The sequence below is a fragment of the Sciscionella sediminilitoris genome (assembly GCF_000737195.2).
Lineage (GTDB): Bacteria > Actinomycetota > Actinomycetes > Mycobacteriales > Pseudonocardiaceae > Sciscionella > Sciscionella sediminilitoris.
The window spans coordinates 26,991-47,535 of the sequence record NZ_JALM01000051.1; the positions used below are offsets into that span (position 1 = coordinate 26,991).

20 protein-coding genes and 1 tRNA gene are annotated in these 20,545 nt (G+C 68.3%); 5 read left to right on the plus strand and 16 right to left on the minus strand.

All coding sequences use genetic code 11. The features are described 5' to 3' along the window. The first annotated feature begins 21 nt into the window (after window positions 1-21). Window positions 22-792, plus strand: coding sequence for a DUF3800 domain-containing protein (locus tag AD72_RS20670; RefSeq protein ID WP_156365301.1), 771 nt, complete (start codon window positions 22-24; stop codon window positions 790-792). 123 nt (window positions 793-915) lie between these two features. Beyond that, window positions 916-2,169 carry a D-alanyl-D-alanine carboxypeptidase family protein gene (locus AD72_RS20675; RefSeq protein WP_231644915.1) on the plus strand — a complete coding sequence of 418 codons (1,254 nt, stop codon included), beginning with the start codon at window positions 916-918 and terminating at the stop codon, window positions 2,167-2,169. Between the two features lie 72 nt (window positions 2,170-2,241). On the opposite strand, the gene npdG is transcribed toward AD72_RS20675, so the two are convergent. Genes npdG through AD72_RS20700 form a run of 5 tightly spaced genes read right to left on the minus strand, consistent with a single transcriptional unit; the run spans window position 2,242 to window position 7,073 of the window. Next, window positions 2,242-2,955 carry an NADPH-dependent F420 reductase gene (npdG, locus tag AD72_RS20680; RefSeq protein WP_051898836.1) on the minus strand — a complete coding sequence of 238 codons (714 nt, stop codon included), beginning with the start codon at window positions 2,953-2,955 and terminating at the stop codon, window positions 2,242-2,244. Window positions 2,956-2,984: 29 nt separating this feature from the next. Beyond that, window positions 2,985-4,397, minus strand: coding sequence for an NAD-dependent succinate-semialdehyde dehydrogenase (locus tag AD72_RS20685; protein WP_231644916.1), 1,413 nt, complete (start codon window positions 4,395-4,397; stop codon window positions 2,985-2,987). 32 nt (window positions 4,398-4,429) lie between these two features. Next, complete coding sequence (locus tag AD72_RS20690; protein WP_031468186.1) at window positions 4,430-5,170, minus strand: transglutaminase-like domain-containing protein; 741 nt, start codon at window positions 5,168-5,170, stop codon at window positions 4,430-4,432. Between the two features lie 35 nt (window positions 5,171-5,205). After that, window positions 5,206-6,246, minus strand: a complete 1,041-nt coding sequence (locus tag AD72_RS20695; protein WP_037346730.1) for a TIGR03619 family F420-dependent LLM class oxidoreductase — start codon at window positions 6,244-6,246, stop codon at window positions 5,206-5,208. Between the two features lie 5 nt (window positions 6,247-6,251). Beyond that, window positions 6,252-7,073 carry an Rv0792c family HTH-type transcriptional regulator gene (locus AD72_RS20700; protein ID WP_031468188.1) on the minus strand — a complete coding sequence of 274 codons (822 nt, stop codon included), beginning with the start codon at window positions 7,071-7,073 and terminating at the stop codon, window positions 6,252-6,254. Window positions 7,074-7,201: 128 nt separating this feature from the next. Between AD72_RS20700 and AD72_RS20705 the strand changes: the two genes are divergently transcribed. Next, a complete protein-coding gene (locus AD72_RS20705; protein ID WP_031468189.1) occupies window positions 7,202-7,513 on the plus strand; it encodes a putative quinol monooxygenase in 312 nt (103 codons plus the stop codon). On the opposite strand, the gene AD72_RS20710 is transcribed toward AD72_RS20705, so the two are convergent. From AD72_RS20710 to AD72_RS20725, 4 genes are all read right to left on the minus strand, one after another. Further along, on the minus strand, window positions 7,514-8,650 hold the full coding sequence (locus AD72_RS20710) for a methyltransferase domain-containing protein (RefSeq protein WP_031468190.1): 1,137 nt from the start codon (window positions 8,648-8,650) through the stop codon (window positions 7,514-7,516). Beyond that, window positions 8,647-9,618, minus strand: a complete 972-nt coding sequence (locus tag AD72_RS20715; RefSeq protein WP_197285030.1) for a YhjD/YihY/BrkB family envelope integrity protein — start codon at window positions 9,616-9,618, stop codon at window positions 8,647-8,649. Before AD72_RS20715 ends, AD72_RS20710 begins: the two co-directional genes overlap by 4 nt. A gap of 130 nt (window positions 9,619-9,748) precedes the next feature. Further along, window positions 9,749-10,786, minus strand: a complete 1,038-nt coding sequence (gene trpS / locus AD72_RS20720) for a tryptophan--tRNA ligase (protein ID WP_082469072.1) — start codon at window positions 10,784-10,786, stop codon at window positions 9,749-9,751. An 85-nt stretch (window positions 10,787-10,871) separates the two neighbouring features. Next, window positions 10,872-11,174, minus strand: a complete 303-nt coding sequence (locus tag AD72_RS20725; protein WP_031468193.1) for a hypothetical protein — start codon at window positions 11,172-11,174, stop codon at window positions 10,872-10,874. A 402-nt stretch (window positions 11,175-11,576) separates the two neighbouring features. Between AD72_RS20725 and AD72_RS36730 the strand changes: the two genes are divergently transcribed. Then, on the plus strand, window positions 11,577-11,729 hold the full coding sequence (locus AD72_RS36730) for a hypothetical protein (RefSeq protein WP_156365302.1): 153 nt from the start codon (window positions 11,577-11,579) through the stop codon (window positions 11,727-11,729). 84 nt (window positions 11,730-11,813) lie between these two features. On the opposite strand, the gene AD72_RS20730 is transcribed toward AD72_RS36730, so the two are convergent. From AD72_RS20730 to AD72_RS20760, 7 genes are all read right to left on the minus strand, one after another. Continuing rightward, window positions 11,814-13,196: an MFS transporter gene (locus AD72_RS20730; RefSeq protein ID WP_031468194.1), complete on the minus strand. Its 1,383-nt coding sequence runs from the start codon at window positions 13,194-13,196 to the stop codon at window positions 11,814-11,816. Window positions 13,197-13,498: 302 nt separating this feature from the next. Next, a complete protein-coding gene (gene pth / locus AD72_RS20735) occupies window positions 13,499-14,068 on the minus strand; it encodes an aminoacyl-tRNA hydrolase (protein WP_031468195.1) in 570 nt (189 codons plus the stop codon). A 1-nt stretch (window position 14,069) separates the two neighbouring features. After that, the gene (locus tag AD72_RS20740) at window positions 14,070-14,690 is read right to left on the minus strand and encodes a 50S ribosomal protein L25/general stress protein Ctc (RefSeq protein ID WP_031468196.1); all 621 of its coding nucleotides are present in this window, start codon (window positions 14,688-14,690) and stop codon (window positions 14,070-14,072) included. A 239-nt stretch (window positions 14,691-14,929) separates the two neighbouring features. After that, window positions 14,930-15,910, minus strand: coding sequence for a ribose-phosphate diphosphokinase (locus AD72_RS20745; protein WP_031468197.1), 981 nt, complete (start codon window positions 15,908-15,910; stop codon window positions 14,930-14,932). 8 nt (window positions 15,911-15,918) lie between these two features. Beyond that, window positions 15,919-17,382, minus strand: coding sequence for a bifunctional UDP-N-acetylglucosamine diphosphorylase/glucosamine-1-phosphate N-acetyltransferase GlmU (glmU, locus tag AD72_RS20750; protein WP_156365303.1), 1,464 nt, complete (start codon window positions 17,380-17,382; stop codon window positions 15,919-15,921). Between the two features lie 10 nt (window positions 17,383-17,392). Further along, complete coding sequence (locus AD72_RS20755; protein WP_051898837.1) at window positions 17,393-19,123, minus strand: GGDEF domain-containing protein; 1,731 nt, start codon at window positions 19,121-19,123, stop codon at window positions 17,393-17,395. 57 nt (window positions 19,124-19,180) lie between these two features. Further along, window positions 19,181-19,251: transfer RNA gene (locus AD72_RS20760), tRNA-Gln, on the minus strand. Between the two features lie 236 nt (window positions 19,252-19,487). Here AD72_RS20760 and AD72_RS20765 point away from each other — a divergent pair. Next, window positions 19,488-20,441 (plus strand): acyl-CoA desaturase, encoded by a 954-nt coding sequence (locus tag AD72_RS20765; protein ID WP_031468200.1) that lies wholly within the window; start codon window positions 19,488-19,490, stop codon window positions 20,439-20,441. Window positions 20,442-20,545: the final 104 nt, after the last annotated feature.

A 20,545-nucleotide genomic window follows, 5' to 3' on the forward strand; every position in this document is an offset into this window, starting at 1 on the left:
AGTCGGTCGGAGGTGGTCGCGATGAGCCTGAAACCTCCCGGCAAGCCAAGGCTGCTGGCGTTCGTGGACGAGTCCGGACACAGCTCAAGGTCGGAGACCGCGAGCACGCACTTCGTGCTGACCGCGGTGGCCTTCTCCGAGACCGACGAACCGAAGGCCGCCGAGCTGATCGCCGACCTCAAACGGGACACCGGCCAGCGGGACAAACTGCATTGGCAGAAAGCATCGCATCACTTCAAACGGCTACGGATGGCGCAGCTGCTCGGCTCCGCCGAATGGTTGACGATCGCCAGCGTCGTCACCTGCAAGACCCGGCTGCGTCCCTCGGGTCTCGACGCTCCAGGTGCCTACAACTACGCGGCGAAGTTCTTGCTCGAGAGGCTGACCTGGCTGGCGAAAAGCCGCGACCACGAGCTCGACTGCACACTTTCCCACGTACGCGGCGGCCACCTCGAAGAACGCCTCGGCGACTACCTCCGCACCCTGAGGAAGCAACGCGAAGAAGGCATCGAGTGGGACTGGGTGCACGCCATCGATGTCCGTGGCCAGGAAGACGACGAGCGCCTGGACCTTGCCGATATCGCCGCCTCCGGGATCGCGAGCGCCTTCGAGGTCGACGAGTTCGGCAGCTACGAGACCCGTTACCTGCGGCGGATGCGCGAGCGCTTCTACCGGAAGGGGCAGAACCTGTTCTCCTACGGGCTCAAGGTCTTCCCCCATCCCGACGACGCCGATACCCATCCCTGGCTGCCGAAGCTCGCCCGCGCCATGGGCGTAGACGCACCGAGCTGACACCGCGACCAGCGCCTTCTTTCTGTCCGGATGTCGGAGTTCACCTCCCCCTCGGCGGGAGAACCACCCTCGGTAATCCCCCGCGCGGGCCCGCAGCGCTTTCCTGCAAGCTAGCCTGTCGCGGTGCTAGTGACACGCGCAAGCAAGGCCCTGGTCGCGTTGTTGATCGCGGGGCTGCTCGGCGGCCTCTCGGCGCCGCTCGCCGCCGCCGCGCCGCACCGGCACTCGGTGCCGCTCACCGACACACGGCCGAACACGACGCACTGCCCGCAGAAGCAGGCGCCGCCGAAGGCCGTGGACACCTCGGAGAAACCGAAGCCGGGTGCCACCGCACCGCAGCCGCTCCCGGTCCCCGCGACCCCGGCGGGCGGCCCGCGCATGGCCGAGTGCGGCTTTGTGCTCCCGGAGGGGGCCGGTCCGCTGCCGAAACACCTGGACTTCGGCTCCTGGGTGCTGTTCGACCTGGACAGCGGGAACGTGCTCGCCGCGAAGGACCCGCACGGACGGCAGCGCCCCGCCTCGATCCTCAAGAGCCTGTTCGCCCTGGTCGTGCTGCGCGATCTGAAGATGAACAAGGTCGTCACCGGCACCCAGGCGGACGCGAACGCCGAAGGCACCCGGGTCGGCATCGTGCCCAAGGGCCGGTACACGGTCGAACAGCTGCTCACCGCGCTGCTGCTGAAATCGGGCAACGACCTCGCGCACGCGCTGGCCATGCAGCTCGGCGGGATGGACAAGGCCGTCGAGAAGATGAACAAGCTCGCCGCGCAGCTCGGCTGCAAGGACACCAGGGCGGCCACGCCGTCCGGCCTGGACGGGCCGGGCATGTCCACCTCCGCCTACGACATGGCCAACATCTTCCGCACCGCCATGGGGAACCCGACCTTCGCCAAGATCGTGCGCACCCAGAAGATGAGCTTCCCGGACGGGCACGGCAAGTCCTACGAGGTCGCGAACGACAACAAGCTGCTCGGCAAGTACCCGGGCGACCTCGGCGGGAAGACCGGGTTCACCGACGACGCCCAGCACACCTTCCTGAACGCGGCCGAGCGCGACGGGCACCGGGTCGGGCTGGTGATGATGCGCGGAATGAACCACCTCGAGGGCATGTACCAGAACGCGACCGGGCTGATGGACTACGGATTCGCGCTCTCCGGGGCGAACGTGGCCCCGGTCGGGCATCTCGATCAGCCGGCCCCCGCCGCGCAGGAGCAGCACAACCAGGGTTCCCCCGCGATGGCGAACTCGGCGAACGACAGCTCGAACCCGACCTGGTTGATCGTGGTCGCAGTCCTCGCGGTCATCGTGCTGGCCCTGCTGGTGGTGCTGTGGCTGTACCGTCGCGGCCGCCGCAAACCCGCCGCGGACACCGACTGAGGCGACAACCAGGGCGACAACCAGGGCGACAACCAGGGCGAGACCCGGCCCGGCGCACGGCCATCGGGGCGATCAGGCGGGCCGGTCGAGGCCCGAGCACGTCTGCGGCGCGGGCAGTCCCGTGAGGCGGATACCGGCGTGGGTCTTGTACCGGCGGTTGACTCCGACCAGCAGTGCGGTGATCCGTTCGCTGACGCCGCTGATGTCCAGCGGGCCGCAGTCGATGGCGCGCAGTCCCCGGATGCGCTCGATGAGGGTGGCGGCCACGGCTTTGTCGGCGGCCGTGTCGCCGCAGATCAGCACGTCCTCGTCGAGAGTCTGCTCGAGGTCCCGCAGGGTTGCGGCGCTGACGGTCTGCATCGCGGAGACGATGGACACGCCGGCCGGGAGCAGGTCCTGGGCTTGTTCGGCGGCCGAACCGGACCACGGGGTGATGGGGCGAAGCCCGCGGCGGGCGGGCACCATCGGGGCGGTCGTGTCGATCAGCAGCTGACCCGGCTGGATGACTTTGGCGATCGAGCGCACCGTTTCGACGTGCGCGCTGAACGGCACCGCGACGACCACGACCGGCGCGCCGTCGATCACCGCGGCGTTCTCACCGCCGGAGGCCCCCGGGAGTGCAGCGGCGGCGGTTTGGGCGGCCTCCGGACGGCGCGAACCGATGCGGACGTTGATCCCGGCGTGCGCCCACCGTGTCGCGAGTCCGAACCCGAGGGCACCGGTACCGCCGACGATGGCGACGGTGTCGGTGCGCTGGGGCGACTCGCCAGGCTGTGGGGATGTCATGGGAGCTCCTTAGTGCTCGGCTTGGTGGTCTATTCGCTGAGCGGGTGGTCCTGGCCGTTCTGCGCGGGCCCGGTCCAGACGCTCTTGACGTTGGTGAACTGCCGGGCTCCGAACACTCCCAGCTCGCGCCCGTAGCCACTGCGCTTGACTCCGCCGAAGGGCAGCCGCGGGTCGGAGGCGACGATCCCGTTGACGAACACGGCACCCGCGTCGATGGAGGGCACGAGGTGGCTCGCGCGATCGAGGTCCGAGGTCCACAGGGCGGCACCAAGGCCGAACTCGGTGCCGTTGGCGATGTCGACGGCTTCAGCCGGACCCTTCGCCTGGATGACCGCGGCCACCGGACCGAAGGTCTCCTCGGCCGCGACGGCCATCTCCGGGGTGACGTTGTCGAGCACGGCGGGCCGGAAGTAGAAACCCGGACCGTCCGGCGCCGTGCCGCCGGTGACGACCCTGGCGCCCGCCGAGATGCTGCGGCGCACCTGGTCGAGCAGGTCCGTGCGGATGCTCGCCCTGGCCAAGGGGCCGACCCGCACATCGCGGTCGAACGGGTCGCCGACGGTGAGCGCGGCGACTCCCGCGGCGAACGCCTCGGTGAACTCTTCGGCGACCGCGTCCTCCACGATGAAGCGCTTGCCCGAGATGCAGCTCTGCCCGCCGTTGAGGGTCCGCGCGGTGACGGCGGCGGCCGCGGCGGCGGGGATGTCGGCGTCGGCGAGCACGATGAACGGATCGGAGCCGCCGAGCTCGAGCACCTGCGGCTTGAGGTGTGCGGCGGCCATGGCCGCGACCTGGGCTCCGACCTCGGTGGAGCCGGTGAGGGTCAGGGCGCGGATGCGATCGTCGGCGATGAGGCCCGGCACGGCGTCCGGACCGGCCAGCAGTGTGCTGAACAGCCCGGCCGGGCAGCCCGCCTGCTCCCAGATCTCGGCGATCGCGAGGGCGCAGCGCGGCACGTTCGACGCGTGCTTGAGCACGGCACCGTTGCCCGCCAGCAGCGCGGGTGGGGCGAACCGGAACACCTGCCAGAGCGGGAAGTTCCACGGCATCACGGCGAGTACGAGACCCAGCGGCTCGTAGGTGATGTGACTGCGGGTCGCGGTGGTCTCGACCGGCTCGTCGGCGAGCATCGCCGGGCCGTGCTCGGCGTAGTACTCGCAGCACCAGGCGGACTTCTCGACCTCGGCCTCGGCCTCGGCGATGGGTTTGCCCATCTCCTCGGTGATCAGCGCGGCGAGCCGGTCCCGGTCGGCGCGCAGGATGGCCGCGGCGCGCTGCAGGTGCTGGGCGCGGACCTCGATCGGAACCGAGCGCCACTGGGCGGCGGCGGTCGCGGCCTTGGCGAGGGCGGCCTCGATCCGGTCCGGGGTGTGCGGGTCGAAGCGGCCGAGGACTTCTTCGGTCGCGGGATTGACAGAGGTGATCTGGCGAACGGACATCATGGTGTCTTTCTCGAGTGGGTACGCGGGGCTGATCAGGCGACGGCCTGGCGGCGGACGAGTTCGGGGTCGGGCCCGCTCCAGAGCACGTCGTCGTTCGCGACGCGGTCGTGCGCCGCCCGCGATTCGAGTGCGGCGAGCACTTCGCGGGCCACGCGCAGGTACCAGTCCGCGACCTCGGCGGGGTAGTCGGCGTAGCTGCCGTTCTCCCGCAGCACCGGTCCCTCGACGGTGGGAATGTCGGTGCGGCCGTCGAACTCGACCGTGTAGGGCTTACCGAGCTTGGTCGCGGTGGGCGCGTCGATCGTGGCGTCGAGCTTGACCCACCGGCCGTCGATGAAGGCCTCGCCGAGCGAATGCCAGGGCAGCGGGCGGCCGACGGGCCCGCCCCAGAGCACGCGCACCTCCGGGGACAGGAACTCCATCTCCGGCGCGTCCAGCGCCTGGAAGGCGACGCGCGCCGGGATGCCCGCGGCCCGGGACAGAGCGACGAAGGAACTGGCCTTGCCCATGCAGAACGCCACACCGTTCGCCAGGACGTCGCTGGCCGCCGTCTGCCCCTTCGCGAGATAGCGGAGCGAGGCCAGGATGTCGTAGGGCAGGTCGCGGACGTAGTGGTAGATGCGGCCCAGCCGGTCGACCTCGGTCGTGGCGCCCTCGGTGATCCGGCGGGCGGCCTCGACGATCCTCGGGTGGTCGGAGTCGATGTAGGCGGTCGGGCGGAGGTATTCCGCCCCGGCGGTCGCGGTTTTCCGGTCAGTGATGTCGGAGGTCATCGTGAAACTCGCTTTCAAACGGGTGCGCGCGAAGGTCAGGCGGCGTCGAGGTGCGGCAGGATCTGTTCGCCGACCACATCGAGGTGGTCGGAGTCCGCTACATCCGGGATCGTGAACAGGAAATGGTCGATCCCGGCGGCCTGGTACTCGCGGATCTGTTCGAGGCAGGCCTGGGCGGAACCGGTGATCAGGCCGCTGTCCGGGATCGAGCTGAACCGCGCACGCAACCGTTCCGCGGCCTCGGGCGACTCGGTGGGCGCGAGCAGCAGCGTCACCGACATCCCGAAGCTCGACGGATCACGGTCGATCGCCTCGCACTCCCGGTCGAGCAGCGCCCGGCGCTCGGCGCATTTTCCGGCCGACCACCACCGGACATTGACCCCGTTCGCGTGCCGCACGGCGATGCGGCTGACCCGCGGCCCTTCGCCACCGATCCACAGCGGCGGATGCGGCTGCTGAACCGGCGGCGGATCGCAGATCGCGCCGTCGATCGTGTAGAACTCGCCGTGAAACTGCGGGTTCGCCTCCGTCCAGACGCTGCGCAGCACCTGCAGCGACTCGGCGAGCGCCGAAACCCGGTCACCGGTCGAGGGAAACGGGATCCCGTAGGCCTCGAACTCCTGCTGGAACCAGCCCGCCCCCAGCCCCAGATCCACGCGCCCCTCTGAGATCACATCCAGGGTCGCGGCCATCTTGGCCAGCACGGCGGGATAGCGGTACGAGTTGCACAGCACGCTCGTCCCCAGGCGCAGCGAGGTCGTGTCCCGGGAAAGCGCGGACAGCGCCGTCCAGCACTCGAGCAGCGGAATCGAGGAGGGCCCCTGGGACTCGGGTGCCTCGCCGCTCGCCTCGGCGGTGATCCCGGCATCCCGGACGTAGTCGTCGGGGCTCAGGGTCAGGAAATGATCACACAGCCACGCGGAGTCGAACCCGTGGGACTCCGCCGTCCGCGCGACCCGGGCCATGTCCGGGTAGTTGCCCACGGACAGGCCCCGGATGGTCAGGGCGAGGATCAACCCGACGTGCGGGCCACCCCCGCGAGGGGGTGCCGGTGTGCCGGGATCCGTGTCAGTCATTGGCGTTACCTCTCTGTTCTCTCTGTCATGCCGACCGGGCCGCCGGAGATGATGCGGGGAAGCGTCACCGAGAAGCCGTAGCGATCCGGCCGGTAGTGGAAGACAACGACCTCGAGCGGCCGGTTGTCGTGGTCGTAGCTGACGCGATCGAGCACCAGGACCGGTGCCCCCTCGTCGACGCCGAGCGCCGTCGCGACCTCCGTGGAAGCGCCCGCGGCATGGATCTCGTGCCGGGCCTCCGCGATGCGCGTGCCCAGCCGCTGCTCCCACATCGTGTACGTGGTCTCGGTGGCCGGTTCCGCCGACCGCAACGGCTCGGCGGCGTCCCGCACCCGGCTCGGAAGGTGGATCGTCACCAGCGCCAGGGGCTGCTCGCCGTCGCTGTAGCGGCGGCGGATGGTGAGCACCTCGGGCTCGCCGAGCGTCCGCTCGACGTACGCCGGCGAACGCTCGACCCCGAAGCTCATGACCTCGATCTGCGGGGTCACCCCTCGATCGAGCAGGACCTCGGTGATCGTGCGGACCCCCGAGGACAACTCCTGGTCAAGCGGTTCGGACACGAACGTGCCCAGGCCCTGCTTACGCACCACCCACCCTTCGGACTCCAGGGCACCCACCGCCGCGCGGACGGTGATGCGGCTCAGCCCGGACTCCTCGATCAGTTCCTTCTCGGTGGGCAACCGCGCCCCCGGGGGCAGCTGCTGCTTGACGATCAGGGTCTTGATCCGTTCGGCCAGCTGAACCGTTGCCGATGTACTGCCGCGCTGAATCCGCAGATCGGCCTCGGACAGGTCCAGGTGGGCCGCGGAATTCTCAGGTGATGTCATAAGTCGTATTGAACCAGGCGCCGGACAGCCCGCCCGCTCCTCAACCTTGACACCGTCCATAAGACGTTTTATAACGTATTATCGACAGCGGCGCAAGAGTCGCCCCACCCCAACCGACTGGAGACACCGTGCCCGACGAGAACCCCGTGACCGTGATCGCCCGCTTCACCCCGGCCCCCGAGCACGCCGAGCAGCTGCGGAAACTGCTCGAGGGGATGGTGGCGCCCACCAGGGCCGAAGCGGGCTGCCACTCCTACAACCTGTTCACCACCCAGACCGAGGACACGCAGTTCGTGCTCGTTGAGCGCTACCGGGACTCCTCCGCGCTCGAGGCACACCGCGCGTCCGCGCACTACAAGAACTACCGGGCCCAGCTCCCCGACCTGCTCGCGACACCGCTCGACGTCACCGTCCTGGCCCCGGTCGACGTGCGCGACTGATCACTCGGGCGGCACCGGCGAACCGAGCACCCAGCTCGGTTCGCCGCCCGGTTCACCGAACCACACGGTCTGCCGCTCGGGGGTGACCGTGAGGCCGAAGGCGTCCCACCCCGGCTTACCGAGCGCCACCCAGTGCTCGTGCGCCGCCTCGACGATCCGCCACAGCTGCCGAGGTCCGTACTCGCGCACCTGGTGGACACCCGAACGCGGGCGCACCGAGACCGAGGCGAGCGAGCCGTCCGCGGTCGCGAGCCGGAACTGCCGCCGTTCGTAGCCGAAGAACCCGGAGACGGTTCCCGGTCCGAGCTCGAGGCAGGCGAGAAACCACACCACCAGTCCGTGGTCGAACAGCGGCCCGGGCGCGAGCTCGCTCTCTCTGCGCTGTCCCTCGCCCCGTGGCGGCGGCCAGCCCGATTCGGCGACCAGGCCCGCGGTTTGGCGCAGGTCCATGAAGGTCGCGTAGCCGCGCTCGAACCGCCCCTGCGCCCGCTGTCTGCCGACCCGCACCAGCCGCACCAGGTTGCCCGCCGAGCGCACCGGTTTCAGATCGCCGAGCAGCACCCCGCCGATCCGGCACTGCTCGACCCAGGCGAACGGGATCGCGGGCACCGCGCAGGTCGCCAGCACCCGGTCGAACGGGGCGTGTTCGGGCAATCCGGCGGAACCGTCCCCGACCGCGAGGTTCGGGTGATAACCGAGCCCGGCGAGCCGGTCCCTGGTGGTGGCGACCAGTTCCGGTTCCACGTCGATCGAGTACACCCGCCCGGCGCCGAGCCGATGACAGAGCAGGGCCGCGTTGTAGCCGGATCCGGTGCCGATCTCGAGCACCCGCATCCCGTCCCGGAGCGCGAGCGATTCCAGCATCCTGGCCATCACCCCCGGCTGCGAGGACGTGGAGAGCACCTCGCCGTCCCCGCCGACCGCGGTGACCAGAACCGTGTCCGAGTAGACGGTGGCCAGTTCGCGCGCGGATTCCCGGCGCCGCCAGCCGTGTTCGGTGCGCTCCAGGTAGACCGGGACGAGCACGTGCCTCGGCACCTCGCGGAAGGCCGCGCCGAGCCGCGGATCGGTGAGCAGGCCGGCAGCGGCCAGTGCCCCGGTCAGTCGCCGGGAGCGGCGCCGCCAGCCGCCGTTCACCGTCTGCGCCAGAGCAGGATGCCCAGCAGCGCGCCCGCGCCGAACAGGCCCGCGGCCTGTCCCCCGCTCGGCCCGGTGTGCACCCCGAGCACCGGACGGACCACCGCTCCCGGTGCGGGCACCTCGACGTGCTGGTTCTCCTTCGCGGTCGCGGTCCACGCGGTGAGGAACAGCAGCAGCTGGGAGACGAAATTGGCGAACACCATCAGCCCGAGGATCGGCCCGAACAGCGTGAACGCCGGGTTGCTCTGCAGCGAGCGCAGGTAGATCGTCATCACCTGCTTCAGTATCTCGAATCCGACCGCCATCACCAGGGCGCCGCGGACCGCGGTACGCATCGAGACCCTGGCCCGTGGCAGGCGGGCGATCACCCACAGGAAGATCAGCCAGTTCGCCGCGATGGAGAGCAGCAGCGAGACGACCACGAGCACGTACCTGGCCGGGCCGTGCGGGTCGAAGCCGGCGAACGTGACGATCTGGCGGGTGAACCCGCTGCCGAGCGCGGTGAGCCCGAACGACACCATCAGCGCGACGCCCAGACCGAGCATCGCGAGCAGATCCTTGACCAGGGTGGACAGGAACGGCAGCGCGGGCTTCTTCAGTCCCCACTGCGCAGTGAGCGCATTGCGCAGGTTGCCCATCCAGCCGACCCCGGAGTACAGGGCGATCACCAGGCCGACGATTCCGGTCCCGCCGCGCTGTTTGATCGCCGTGTCCATCACGTCGCCGATCAGCTCGCGCAGTGCGCCGGGCGGGAGCGCGGCCTTGATGCCGTCCCGGATCTGGTTCTGCAGCGCCATGTCCCCGGCGAGCACGAAGCCGAGCACGGAAAAAGCCAGCAGCACCATCGGGAACAGGGACAGCACGCTGAAATAGGTCAGCGCGGCCGCGTAGTGCACCCCGTAGCGCTCGGTGTAGGCGTCATAGGCGCGCAGGACGTGATCGATGCCCGGCCTTCTGCGGCGCAACCGCGTGATGAACCCAGGTCGTTCCTCGGCAGGTTTCGCACCCGTGTCTACTCGTGTACCGCGCGCCACGGATGGACCGTATCCACCGGGACGGACTACCGCAAAACCGACGCACCGAACGCACGCGGAGCTACCGCGCCGGGGCGAACCCGACCTTCTCGTAAGCCTCGGCGAGGGTGACCGCGGCGGTTTCCCGGGCCCGCGCGGCGCCCTTCGCGAGCACCCTGCCGAGCTCGGCCCGGTCGTCGAGGTACTCGTGCACCCGGTCCCGGATCGGGGTGACGAACTCGACCAGTACCTCGGCGAGCGCCTTCTTCAGGTCCCCGTATCCCTTGTCGGCGAAGGTGTTCTCGAGTTCGGCGATCTTCTCCCCGGTCAGCGCGGAGTAGATGGACAGCAGGTTGGAAACCCCGGGCTTGGCCTGCTCGTCGTAGCGGATCTCGCGGTCGTTGTCGGTGACCGCGGACCGGACCTTCTTCGCCGAGCGCTTCGGGTCCTCGAGCAGTTCGATGATCCCGTTCGGCGAGGAGGCCGACTTCGACATCTTCGCCGTCGGGTCCTGCAGATCGAAGACCTTGGCCGTCTCCTTGAGGATGTAGGCCTCGGGAACGGTGAACGTGGCACCGTACCGGCTGTTGAACCGCTGCGCGAGGGTGCGGGAGAGCTCCAGGTGCTGGCGCTGGTCCTCGCCGACCGGCACCTGATTGGCGTTGTACAGCAGGATGTCCGCGGCCTGCAGCACCGGATAGGTGAACAGCCCGACGCTGACGTGATCGCTTTCCTGCTTGGCGGACTTGTCCTTGAACTGAGTCATCCGCGAGGCCTCCCCGAATCCGGCGAGGCATTCGAGCACCCAGCTCAGCTGTGCGTGCTCGGGAACGTGCGACTGCACGAACAGGGTGCTCACATCCGGGTCGATCCCCGCGGCGAGCAGCTGGGCGGCCGAGACGAAGGTGCGCTCGCGCAGTTGCGCCGGATCCTGCTCCATGGTGATCGCGTGCAGGTCGACGACGCAGTAGGTGGTCTCGTGAGTCTCCTGCAGAGCGACCCATTGCCGGACCGCGCCGAGGTAGTTGCCGAGGTGGAAGGAATCGGCCGTCGGCTGGATACCGGAGAACACCCGGGGCCGCTCGGGAAGCGAGGATTCGTTACTGGCAGGCACACTCACGAAGGGAATCTTGCCAGGCGTACTACGAGCACCTCTGGCAGCCCCATGTCCTGCTACGGCGAACGAGGGCTCCCAGACGCACTCCTCAGCCGCGGTGTGCGCGCATCCGGACCTCGGTCTCACCGCGCGGGTGCGGGATCCGCTCGGCCCGTTCCCTGCGGGCGGCCTCGGCGACCTGGCGGCGTTTCCGCACCAGCCCGAAAACCAGGCCGATCGCGCCGAGTCCGATCGCGCCGATGGCGACCGGACCGGTCAGCGGCATCGAGGCATCAGAGCTTTCATCGACGGCGAGCGTTGCCGCGTTGCCGACGCCGCCGGGGAGCGTCAGCGCGCACGCGAGGACAGCCAGAGCGAGCACTCGGACCTGCCAGCGCAGGCGGGAGGGCATCAGTCATTCCTCCTGGTTTGACTTTCTCAGAACACGTCTCGCCCGCCACCCCGACATGGCTTCGGTGAGCACGTAGCGCCGCACCCTATCGAGAGCCGTCACCCGAACAGCGGCACCCCCTCGAACCGGCGTGTCACCCGGCGGTGATCCGGAGCCGCCGTGACCGGATGGTTATCTGCTTGCCGCGCGACTACCAGGTAAGACATAAAACAAATGTGTCATAGCACACAGGAAATCCCTAGTGCATCACGAAACGGCGTCGGGCATGCTTGCGATGTACGGGATGAAGACACCAACCAGGGTTCTTACGGCAGTCTCGCCGCCTGGGTAAGGCCTTCCCGCTACACCCAACCCCATACCTTCAAAGACCTTAGATCTTTCTGCCCAAAAAAGGAGTCCATCATGGCTAGCATCATCATTGCCATCGGCGCGGAGGCCCTGGCGCTGTTCGGTGTCGCAGGCATCATCACCAAGGCGACGCGCAGCCACATGCGCAAGAGCTCGGTCGAGACCGTCGAGGCCACCCCCGCTCCGGCCCTCGCGATGGCCGAGTAAGCCGCCAGGTACAGACGACGAAGGGGCGTGGCGCCCGGAAGCGCCACGCCCCTTCTTCTGTCTCTGTCGTTGCTATCGCCTGACTCAGGCCTTCTCCGCGGCCCGCTGGCTCGCCTCGACGAGCTCGCGCGCCTCCTCCTCGGTGGCCACCGCGGGCGGAGTGCCCTGCATCGGCCGGTTCGCGGACTCCTTCATGAAGAACAGCGCCACGAGGCCGAGCACCCCGACGAAGATCAGGTAGTAACCGGGCCAGTTGTGGTCCCCGGTCGCCGCGATCAGCGAGGTGATGATCACCGTAGCGGTCCCGCAGAACGCCGAGATCGAGATGTTGAACGCGACCGAGAGACCGCCGTAGCGCACTTCGGTCGGGAACAGGCTCGGCAGCGTGGACGGTGAGGTGCTGTTGAAGCACAGCAGCATCAGCGTCATCATCACCATGCCGCCGGCCACCATCGGGACCGAGGTGGACTGGGTCAGCAGCGTGGACGGAATGGCGAGCACGATGATCAGCCCGACACCGGTGAACATGACCGGCTTGCGGCCGATCTTGTCGGAGAGCTTCCCGATGAACGGGATGATGAACAGCATGATCGCCAGTGAACCGATCTGCAGGTACTCGCTGACGTGGTTCTCGGTGATCGGCTTGTTGTAGGAGTTGAAGTAGGCGGGCATGGTCGTGGTCAGCACGTAGTTGACGCCGTTCCAACAGACCACGAGGCCACCGCAGATCAAGATCGGCTTCCAGAACTTGATCGCGATCTCCTTGAGCTCCTTCAGCGACTGGCTGCCCTCGCGGGCCTCGGATTCCTTGGCCACCGCCTGGAAAGCCGGGGTCTCCTCCAGCTTCATCCGCAGGTACAGACCGATCAGACCGATCGGCCCGGCGACCAGGAACGGGATCCGCCAGCCCCAGGACATCACGAAGTCGTGCGGCATCAGGCTGACACCGAGCGACATGATCGCGCCCATCAGGTAACCGATCGCGGTGCCGTACTCCAGGAAGCTGCCGAAGAAACCGCGGCGCTTGTCCGGGGCGTACTCGGCGATGAACGTCATCGCGCCCGCGTACTCGCCACCGGTGGAGAAGCCCTGCACCAGTCGCAGGAACACCATCAGTAACGGTGCCGCCATTCCGATCGTGTTGTAGTCCGGAATGAACGCGATCAGGAAGGTGGCCGACGCCATCAGGATGACGGTGATCGCCAGTACCTTCGTCCGGCCGATCCGGTCCCCGAGCGGACCGAAGAACAGCCCGCCGAACGGCCGGACGGTGAACGCGATGGCGAACAGGATCGCGGTCCCGATCGTCTTCATGGTGTCACCGGCCGGTGAGAGGAAGACGTCTCCGAGCGTCGCCTCGAGGTTGGCGAAGACACCGAAGTCGTACCACTCGGTGATGTTACCGACCATCGCTGCGCCGACCGCGCGCTTGACGACTCCAGGATCGGTGACGGTCACATCCTTCATCGTCAGCGGCTTACCGCCCCCAGCTGCTGCTGCGCTCGTCAACGGCTCAACTCCCGTCTTGCGTTCGTGCTCATGCTTCGTGGACGCGAACCCCGATCGGTGGCCATGTGGGCCACTACGCGCCGTCCGCTGCAGACGCACCTTAGTTGCCAAGACACCGAGAATGTCCATGCACCCGCAAAATACGCACGAATCTACGGGATCTTTCCCAATAAATCGGACAAATCGGACACATGTTGATCGCCCGATGAACCGGGACTATCACCCGGCGCGATAACCGTGGGGAGATCCGGACCGATTCGTCAGCTCGCGTTGACGGTGTTCTGTGCCGCCTCGAGGCCCTTCGCGAGGACGGCCGCCACGGCATCCGCCCCGGCGTCGACGGCGAACGGGAGTTCCTTGCGCTCGACGCTGGAGAAATCGCGGAGCACGAAGTCTGCGGGGTCCATCCGGCCGGGAGGACGTCCGATACCGAAGCGGACCCGGGCGAAGTCGTTCGTGGCCAGGGATTTGGCGATCGAGCGCAGGCCGTTGTGGCCGCCGAGACCGCCGCCGAACTTGAGCCGGATGGTGCCGAAGGCGAGATCGAGCTCGTCGTGCACGACGAGGATCCGCTCGTTCGGGATCTTGTAGAACTTGGCGGCCGAGGACACGTGGCCGCCGGAGAGATTCATGTACGAACGCGGTTTGGCGAGCACGACCCGGTGCCCGTCGAGCTGCCCTTCGAGCACCTCGGCACCGGATTTGTGCGCCTTGAACTTCCCGCCGAGGCGGGTTGCGAGCTCGTCGAGCACCAGGAAACCGGCATTGTGCCGGTTTCCTGCGTGCCCGGGGCCCGGGTTACCGAGCCCGACTACGAGGTGTTGCTCCAACTCAGCTCTCGTCCGAGGACGCGGACTCTTCACCGGCCTCGGCGGGCTCCTCGGCGCTCTCGTCGCCCTCGGTGTCGGCGTCCTGGATCGCCGCGATGTGCGCGACCAGGTACTCGCCGTCGGTGACCAGTTCGACGTTCGGCGGCAGCTGGATCTCGGAGGCGTGGATCTGGGTGCCTGCCTCGGCGCCCTCGATGGAGACCTCGAACTGCTCGGGAATGTGCAGCGCCTCGGCCTCGACCGAGACGGTGTCCATGTCCTGGTAGTACTCGGCGCCGGCGCCCGGCTCACCGGTGACCACCACCGGCACGTCCACGGTGACCTTCTCACCGCGCTTGACCACGAGCAGGTCGACGTGCTCGATGTAGTTCTTCAGCGGGTGCACGGCGACCGTCTTGGTCAGCGCGAGCTCGTTGCGCCCCTCGATGCTGAGCGTGAGCACGGCGTTCTGGCCGTTCTCCCGCAGCACCCTGGCGAACTCGATGGTCGGGAGCGCGAGGTGACGCGGGTCCTCGCCGTGGCCGTACAGCACGGCCGGGACCTTGCCCGCGCGCCGGGCACGGCGGGCCGCGCCCTTCCCGAACTCGGTGCGTTGTTCGACGTCGAGACGAACCTCGGACACGGAAAACTCCTTGCGATGCTTGGGACAACTGGGCAGCGGTAGTGGTCGCTGGCGAAGGCTGAGCGGGCGCGCGAATCACGCGCGCACTGCGCGAGAACGCCACGTCGATCACGGTCACGCGATCGACACGCGGACCCTCGCCGAGACAACCCGGAAAGTATACGTGCCCGCCTGGCAGGTAACCGAATCGGGGTCCGCGTGAACACCGCGGACCCCGATTCGGAACAGCTGGAAAACGGTCAGGCGTCGCCGTCGAACAGGCTGGTCACCGAACCGTCGTCGAAGACCTCCTGAATCGTGCGCGCCAGCAGCGGAGCGATCGAGAGCACCGTGAGGTTGGCGAACCGCTTCTCCTCGGGGATGGGCAGCGTGTTGGTGAAGATGACCTCACGCGCGCCGCAGTTGGCCAGCCGCTCGGGCGCCGGACCGGAAAGGATGCCGTGCGTCGCGGCGATGACCACACCGGACGCGCCCTCGTCGAGCAGCTGCTGCACCGCCTTGGCGATGGTGCCCCCGGTGTCGACCATGTCGTCCACGACCACGCACAGCCGGCCCTTGACCTCGCCGACCACCCGGTTTGCGACGACCTCGTTCGGCCGCAGCGGGTCCCGGGTCTTGTGCACGAAGGCGATCGGGCAGCCGCCGAGCCGGTCGGCCCACTTCTCCGCGAGCTTGGTGCGCCCGGAATCCGGGGAGACCACGGTGATGTCCTCACCGCCGTAGGTCTCGGAGACGTGCTCGGTGAGCACCTTCTGCGCCCGCATGTGATCGACCGGCCCGTCGAAGAAACCGGTGATCTGGTCGGTGTGCAGGTCCACGGTGATCAGCCGGTCCGCGCCCGCGGTCTTGAACAGGTCGGCGATCAGCCGCGCGGACACGGGCTCGCGGCCCTTGTGCTTCTTGTCCTGGCGCCCGTACGGGTAGAAGGGCATGACCACGGTGATGCGCTTGGCGGAACCGCGCTTGAGCGCGTCCACCATGATCAGCTGCTCCATGATCCACTTGTTGATCGGATCGGTGTGCGACTGGAGCACGAAGGCATCGGTCCCGCGCACCGACTCCTGGAAACGCACGAAGATCTCGCCGTTGGCGAAATCATAGGCGTCCTGCGCGGTCACGGAGATGTCGAGCTCCTTGGCGACCTCGTCGGCCAGCTCCGGGTGCGCGCGCCCGGAGAAGAGCAGCAGATTCTTTTTCGGTGTGCCGGACTTGGAACTCATGACCGCTTCTACTCCTGATCGTTCGAATCAGCGGACGCCTGTGCTGCCTCGGCGGCCTTCGCCGCCGCTGTTCCCGGACGCTTCTTCGCGACCCAGCCCTCAATATTGCGCTGCGGTCCCCCGGACACCGCGAGCGCCCCCGGTGGCACATCCTCACGGATCACCGCACCGGCCCCCGAGTACGCCCCGTCCCCCACCGTCACCGGGGCCACGTACATGTTGTCCGAACCCATCCGCACGTGCGAGCCGATCACCGTGCGGTGCTTGTTCGTGCCGTCGTAGTTCACCACGACGCTCGCCGCCCCGATATTGGAGTGCTCGCCGACGGTCGCGTCCCCGAGGTAGGACAGGTGCGGAACCTTCGAACCCGCCCCGATCGAGGACCCCTTGACCTCCACGAAGGTACCGATCTTGCCCTGTTCGCCTAGCTCGGTGCCCGGCCGCAGGTAGGCGAACGGCCCGACCGAGGCCCCGTCCCCGATCACCGCGTCGGTGCCGTGGGTGCGCACCACCGCGGCACCGGCCCCGATGCGCACCGAGTTCAGCGTGGTGTCCGGGCCGACGGTGGCCCCCTCGCCGACCACGGTCCGCCCGCGCAGCTGCACGTTCGGCTCCACGAGTACATCCCTGCCGAGTTCCACCTCGGCGTCCAGCCACACCGTCGAGGGGTCGGTCATGGTCACTCCGCCGAGCAGCGCGGTGCGCACCAGCCTGCGGTTGTACTCCGCGCCGAGGGTGGCCAGCTGGGCCCGGTCGTTCACGCCCTCCACCTGCCACGGATCCGCACACACCAGCGCGCCGACCGAACGCCCCTGCGCGCGGGCGATGGCGAGCACATCCGGAAGGTAGAGCTCGCCCTGCACGTTCTCCGTGGACAACTGGCCGAGCGCCCAGCGCAGCAGGGGCAGGTCGAAGGCGTAGACGCCCGCGTTGATCTCCTGGATCCCGCGCTGCTCGGCGTTCGCGTCCTTGTGCTCGACGATCCCGGTGACCGCACCGGATTCGCGCACGATGCGCCCGTATCCGTTCGGGTCCGGCACGACCGCGGAAAGCGCGGTGACGGCATTGCCGCGTTCGGTGTGCTCGGTGAGCAATTCCTCGATGGTCGCGGTGTCCAGCAACGGCACGTCACCGTAGGTCACCACGACGGTCCCGGTCAGGTCCTCCGGAAGGGCGGCGAGCCCGCAGGCGACCGCGTGCCCGGTACCGAGCTGCCGCTCCTGCACGGCCAGTGCGATAGGGGCGTCGATCCGCTCGCCGAGCTCGGTCAGATGTGCGCCGACCTCTTCACGCCCGTGCCCGGTCACCGCGACCAGGTGACCGGGGGAAAGCGCGGCGACCGCGCGCACCGCGTGCTCCACCAGGGTCCGCCCGGCGATCCGGTGCAACATCTTCGGGGTGCGCGAGCGCATGCGCGTGCCCTCGCCCGCGGCGAGCACGATCGTGCTCAGTTCTCGTCCAGCCAGCGTCACACCCGGAATCCTACGGGCCTGCCGTCACGCCCTCGTCGCCCGTGCCGTCCAGCACCACGACGGTGTTGCCCCCGCGCCGCTTCGCCTCGTACATGGCGGCGTCCGCGCGGGCGAGCACCCCGGCCTCGGTCTCGGTGCGGGTCATCGAGACCACGCCGACCGAGAGCGTCACCCCGCGGGTGACCTCCTCGGGGAGCCGGTCCACCGCGGCGACCGCCCTGCCGAGTGCCGCGTGCGCGGCGTGCAGCGGGGCACCGCCGAGCACCGCGACGAACTCGTCCCCGCCGTAGCGCGCGACCAGATCGTCCCCGCGCAGCACCTCACGGAGAGTGTTCGCGATCGCCCGCAGCACCTCGTCCCCGCGCCCGTGCGAGTACCGGTCGTTGACGAGTTTGAACCCGTCCAGATCGATGAGCGCGATCGCGAGCGGGAAGCAGCGCGCGTCATCGCTCATCGCCAGCAGTCGTTCGGTCAGGGCGCGCCGGTTGGGCAGTTCGGTGAGCGGATCCTGCATGGCCTGCGCGGAGACGGCACCGTGTTCCCGGGCGAGGCGCTCGTGTTCCCTGCGGGTGTTCAGGGTGACCATCCTGGTCTCGCGCAACTGCCACAGTTCCAGCTCCAGCTGGTGGATGTAGTCCTGCACCGCGCCCGTGCGCTGGGCGTTCTCGGCGAGCTCGGTCATCCTGGCCAGTTCGCGGTACAGCGAGACACGCAGCAGGGGGAACAGCATCCGCACTCCCGCGGTGCTCGCCACCACCGAGGACAGCAGCTCGGTCGCCCGCGCGTACTCCCCCTCCCGCTCCATGCATCTGGCCAGTGGAAGCGCGACGTCGATCTTGTCGTGCGGGGCGGTCGCGCGCTCCAGCCGGTCACCGAGCCGGGCGTAGTGGTGCCTGCCCGGATTGGCGTAGGCGTGCGCGACCGCGAGCGCCTGGTGCTGGTCGGCGACCGGGCGGTCCGGATCGACCGGGAACCGCGAGCTCAGGAACACCTGTTCGGTCTGTTTGGCCAGCATCGAGGCCTTGACGAAGTTCTGCCGCGCGGTGTCCGGGAAGTTGAGCCGCTCCAGCCGCCTGCCCCATTCCAGGAGCAGGAAGATGCGGTTGCTGTTGAGCACGACCTCGAGGTGGGTGTCGTTGGTCGCCTCGGCCACCTTCTGCGCGCGGCGCATGATCTGGTCGGCGATCTCGAACACGCCGAGCGCCATGAGCACCACGGAGATGTCCACGAGCACGGTGCCGAGCACCGCGTGCGGGGAACGGACCTCCTCGGCGGCGTCCACGTCGTCGAGCACCGCGAGCGCGCGGGCGATCTCGCTGATCGCGGTGTCCTCGTGCCCGGAGCCGAGCGCCACCTTGGCACGCAGCGCACCGGCATCGGAGAGCAGCACGAGCAGTCCGTTACGCCGGCAGTACGCTTCGAATTCGGCGAGTGGTTCCCGGGTGGCCTGTTCCCCGCCGTCGACCGCGAGCCGCACCACGACGGCGTAGCGGAGCAGCTGCCCGACGACCGAGACCTCGCCCATCCGCTTGGCCACGTCCACCAGCTGGTCGACCTCGGCGATGTGTTGATTGGAGCGGGAATCGCTCTGCGCCGCGGCGAACACCACGCGTGCGCGCTCGAGCAGGATCTCCGAGCCGGACGGATCCTCCGGGGAGTTCCCGGGCAGCCTGCCCGTGTCCTCCTCCGGCTCGTCATCCAGCGTGCCCTGTTGTCGTAGCACGTAGCGTGGGTCGCCCATGTCCCGCATCGACCAACCCAATACCCATCTGCCAACGACCGATAAGCTCACTTACCGCTCCGCCGCCAGGACTCGAACCTGGACTATTGGAACCAAAATCCAAGGTGCTGCCATTACACTACGGCGGATCAGCACGATCAACGGCTCCGGTCCGTACGGACCCTGTCTCCGTATGGACGCTGTGCAGTCGCGACCAAGCCCATCTTTGCATGCGTACGATATCGCCCACGCAAGGGTTCCGCCTGATCGAAAAAGGCGCGAAAATCACAGTGTCCGCCATTCGGACTCGAGCGCGAGTAACCTACGGTGAAGTAAGTTACGGTGTCGTAAGCAAAGATCCCCTAATTTTGGGTACGGTGAACCCATGACAAGCGCCCTCGCCCCCGAAACTCCCCCGGAAGCGAACGGCCCAAAACCGATCATAACGGGCAAGCGGCCGTTCAGCGCCCAGCTCGGCGTGATCGTGTTCCTCCTGCTGCCGATGGTCGCCCTGCTCGCCGCTATCCCGTTCGCCTGGGGCTGGGGCCTGAGCTGGCTCGACATCATCCTCGGCTTCGCCTTCTACTGGGTCTCGCTGCTGGGTGTGACCGCTGGATTCCATCGCTACTTCACGCATGGCTCGTACAAGGCAAATCGTGGCCTGCGTACCGCGCTCGCCATCGCGGGCATGACCGCCCTGCAGGGCCCGGTGATCTTCTGGGTCGCCGACCACCGCCGCCACCACGCCTTCTCCGACCGGGAGGGCGATCCGCACTCCCCGTGGCTGTTCGGCAACAGCCCGGCCGCGATCGCGCGCGGTTTCTGGCACGCGCACATGGGCTGGGTCTTCGACCGGGACAAGACCAACAAGGAGCGGTTCGCCCCCGATCTGCTCAATGACCCGCTGATCACCAAGCTGTCCAAGCTGTTCTGGCTCTGGACCCTGCTGTCCCTGCTCACCCCGGCCCTGCTCGGCGGGCTGATCTCGTGGTCCTGGTGGGGCGCGCTGACCGCGTTCTTCTGGGCTGGCCTGGTGCGCGTGGCGATCCTGCACCACGTGACCTGGTCGACCAACTCGATCTGCCACATGCTCGGTGAGCGGCCGTTCCGCAGCAGGGACAAGTCGGCGAACTTCTGGCCGCTCGCGGTCCTCTCCGGCGGCGAGGCATGGCACAACCTGCACCACGCAGACCCGACCTGTGCCCGGCACGGCGTGCAGCGCGGGCAGATCGACATCTCCGCCCGGCTGATCTGGTTCTTCGAGAAGTTCGGCTGGGCCAAGAACGTTCGCTGGCCCACCTCGAACCGCCTGGCGCGGCTCGCCGTGGCGAACGAGTGAGCCTGGCATCCGGATCCCCGGCGGACTGCGCGTCCGCCGGGGATTTTCGCGCTTCGCGGGGTGTTCGGGGGCGTGCTCAGAGTGCGCATGGGGACTCTCGTCCG

Coding starts and splice junctions, on each gene's coding strand:
- AD72_RS20670 (WP_156365301.1), top strand. CDS start 22: ATGAGCCTGAAACCTCCCGGCAAGCCAAGGCTGCTGGCGTTCGTGGAC.
- npdG (WP_051898836.1), bottom strand. CDS start 2,955: ATGACATCCCCACAGCCTGGCGAGTCGCCCCAGCGCACCGACACCGTC.
- AD72_RS20685 (WP_231644916.1), bottom strand. CDS start 4,397: ATGATGTCCGTTCGCCAGATCACCTCTGTCAATCCCGCGACCGAAGAA.
- AD72_RS20690 (WP_031468186.1), bottom strand. CDS start 5,170: ATGACCTCCGACATCACTGACCGGAAAACCGCGACCGCCGGGGCGGAA.
- AD72_RS20695 (WP_037346730.1), bottom strand. CDS start 6,246: ATGACTGACACGGATCCCGGCACACCGGCACCCCCTCGCGGGGGTGGC.
- AD72_RS20700 (WP_031468188.1), bottom strand. CDS start 7,073: ATGACATCACCTGAGAATTCCGCGGCCCACCTGGACCTGTCCGAGGCC.
- AD72_RS20725 (WP_031468193.1), bottom strand. CDS start 11,174: ATGCCCTCCCGCCTGCGCTGGCAGGTCCGAGTGCTCGCTCTGGCTGTC.
- AD72_RS36730 (WP_156365302.1), top strand. CDS start 11,577: ATGGCTAGCATCATCATTGCCATCGGCGCGGAGGCCCTGGCGCTGTTC.
- AD72_RS20730 (WP_031468194.1), bottom strand. CDS start 13,196: ATGAAGGATGTGACCGTCACCGATCCTGGAGTCGTCAAGCGCGCGGTC.
- AD72_RS20745 (WP_031468197.1), bottom strand. CDS start 15,910: ATGAGTTCCAAGTCCGGCACACCGAAAAAGAATCTGCTGCTCTTCTCC.
- AD72_RS20755 (WP_051898837.1), bottom strand. CDS start 19,123: ATGGGCGACCCACGCTACGTGCTACGACAACAGGGCACGCTGGATGAC.
- AD72_RS20765 (WP_031468200.1), top strand. CDS start 19,488: ATGACAAGCGCCCTCGCCCCCGAAACTCCCCCGGAAGCGAACGGCCCA.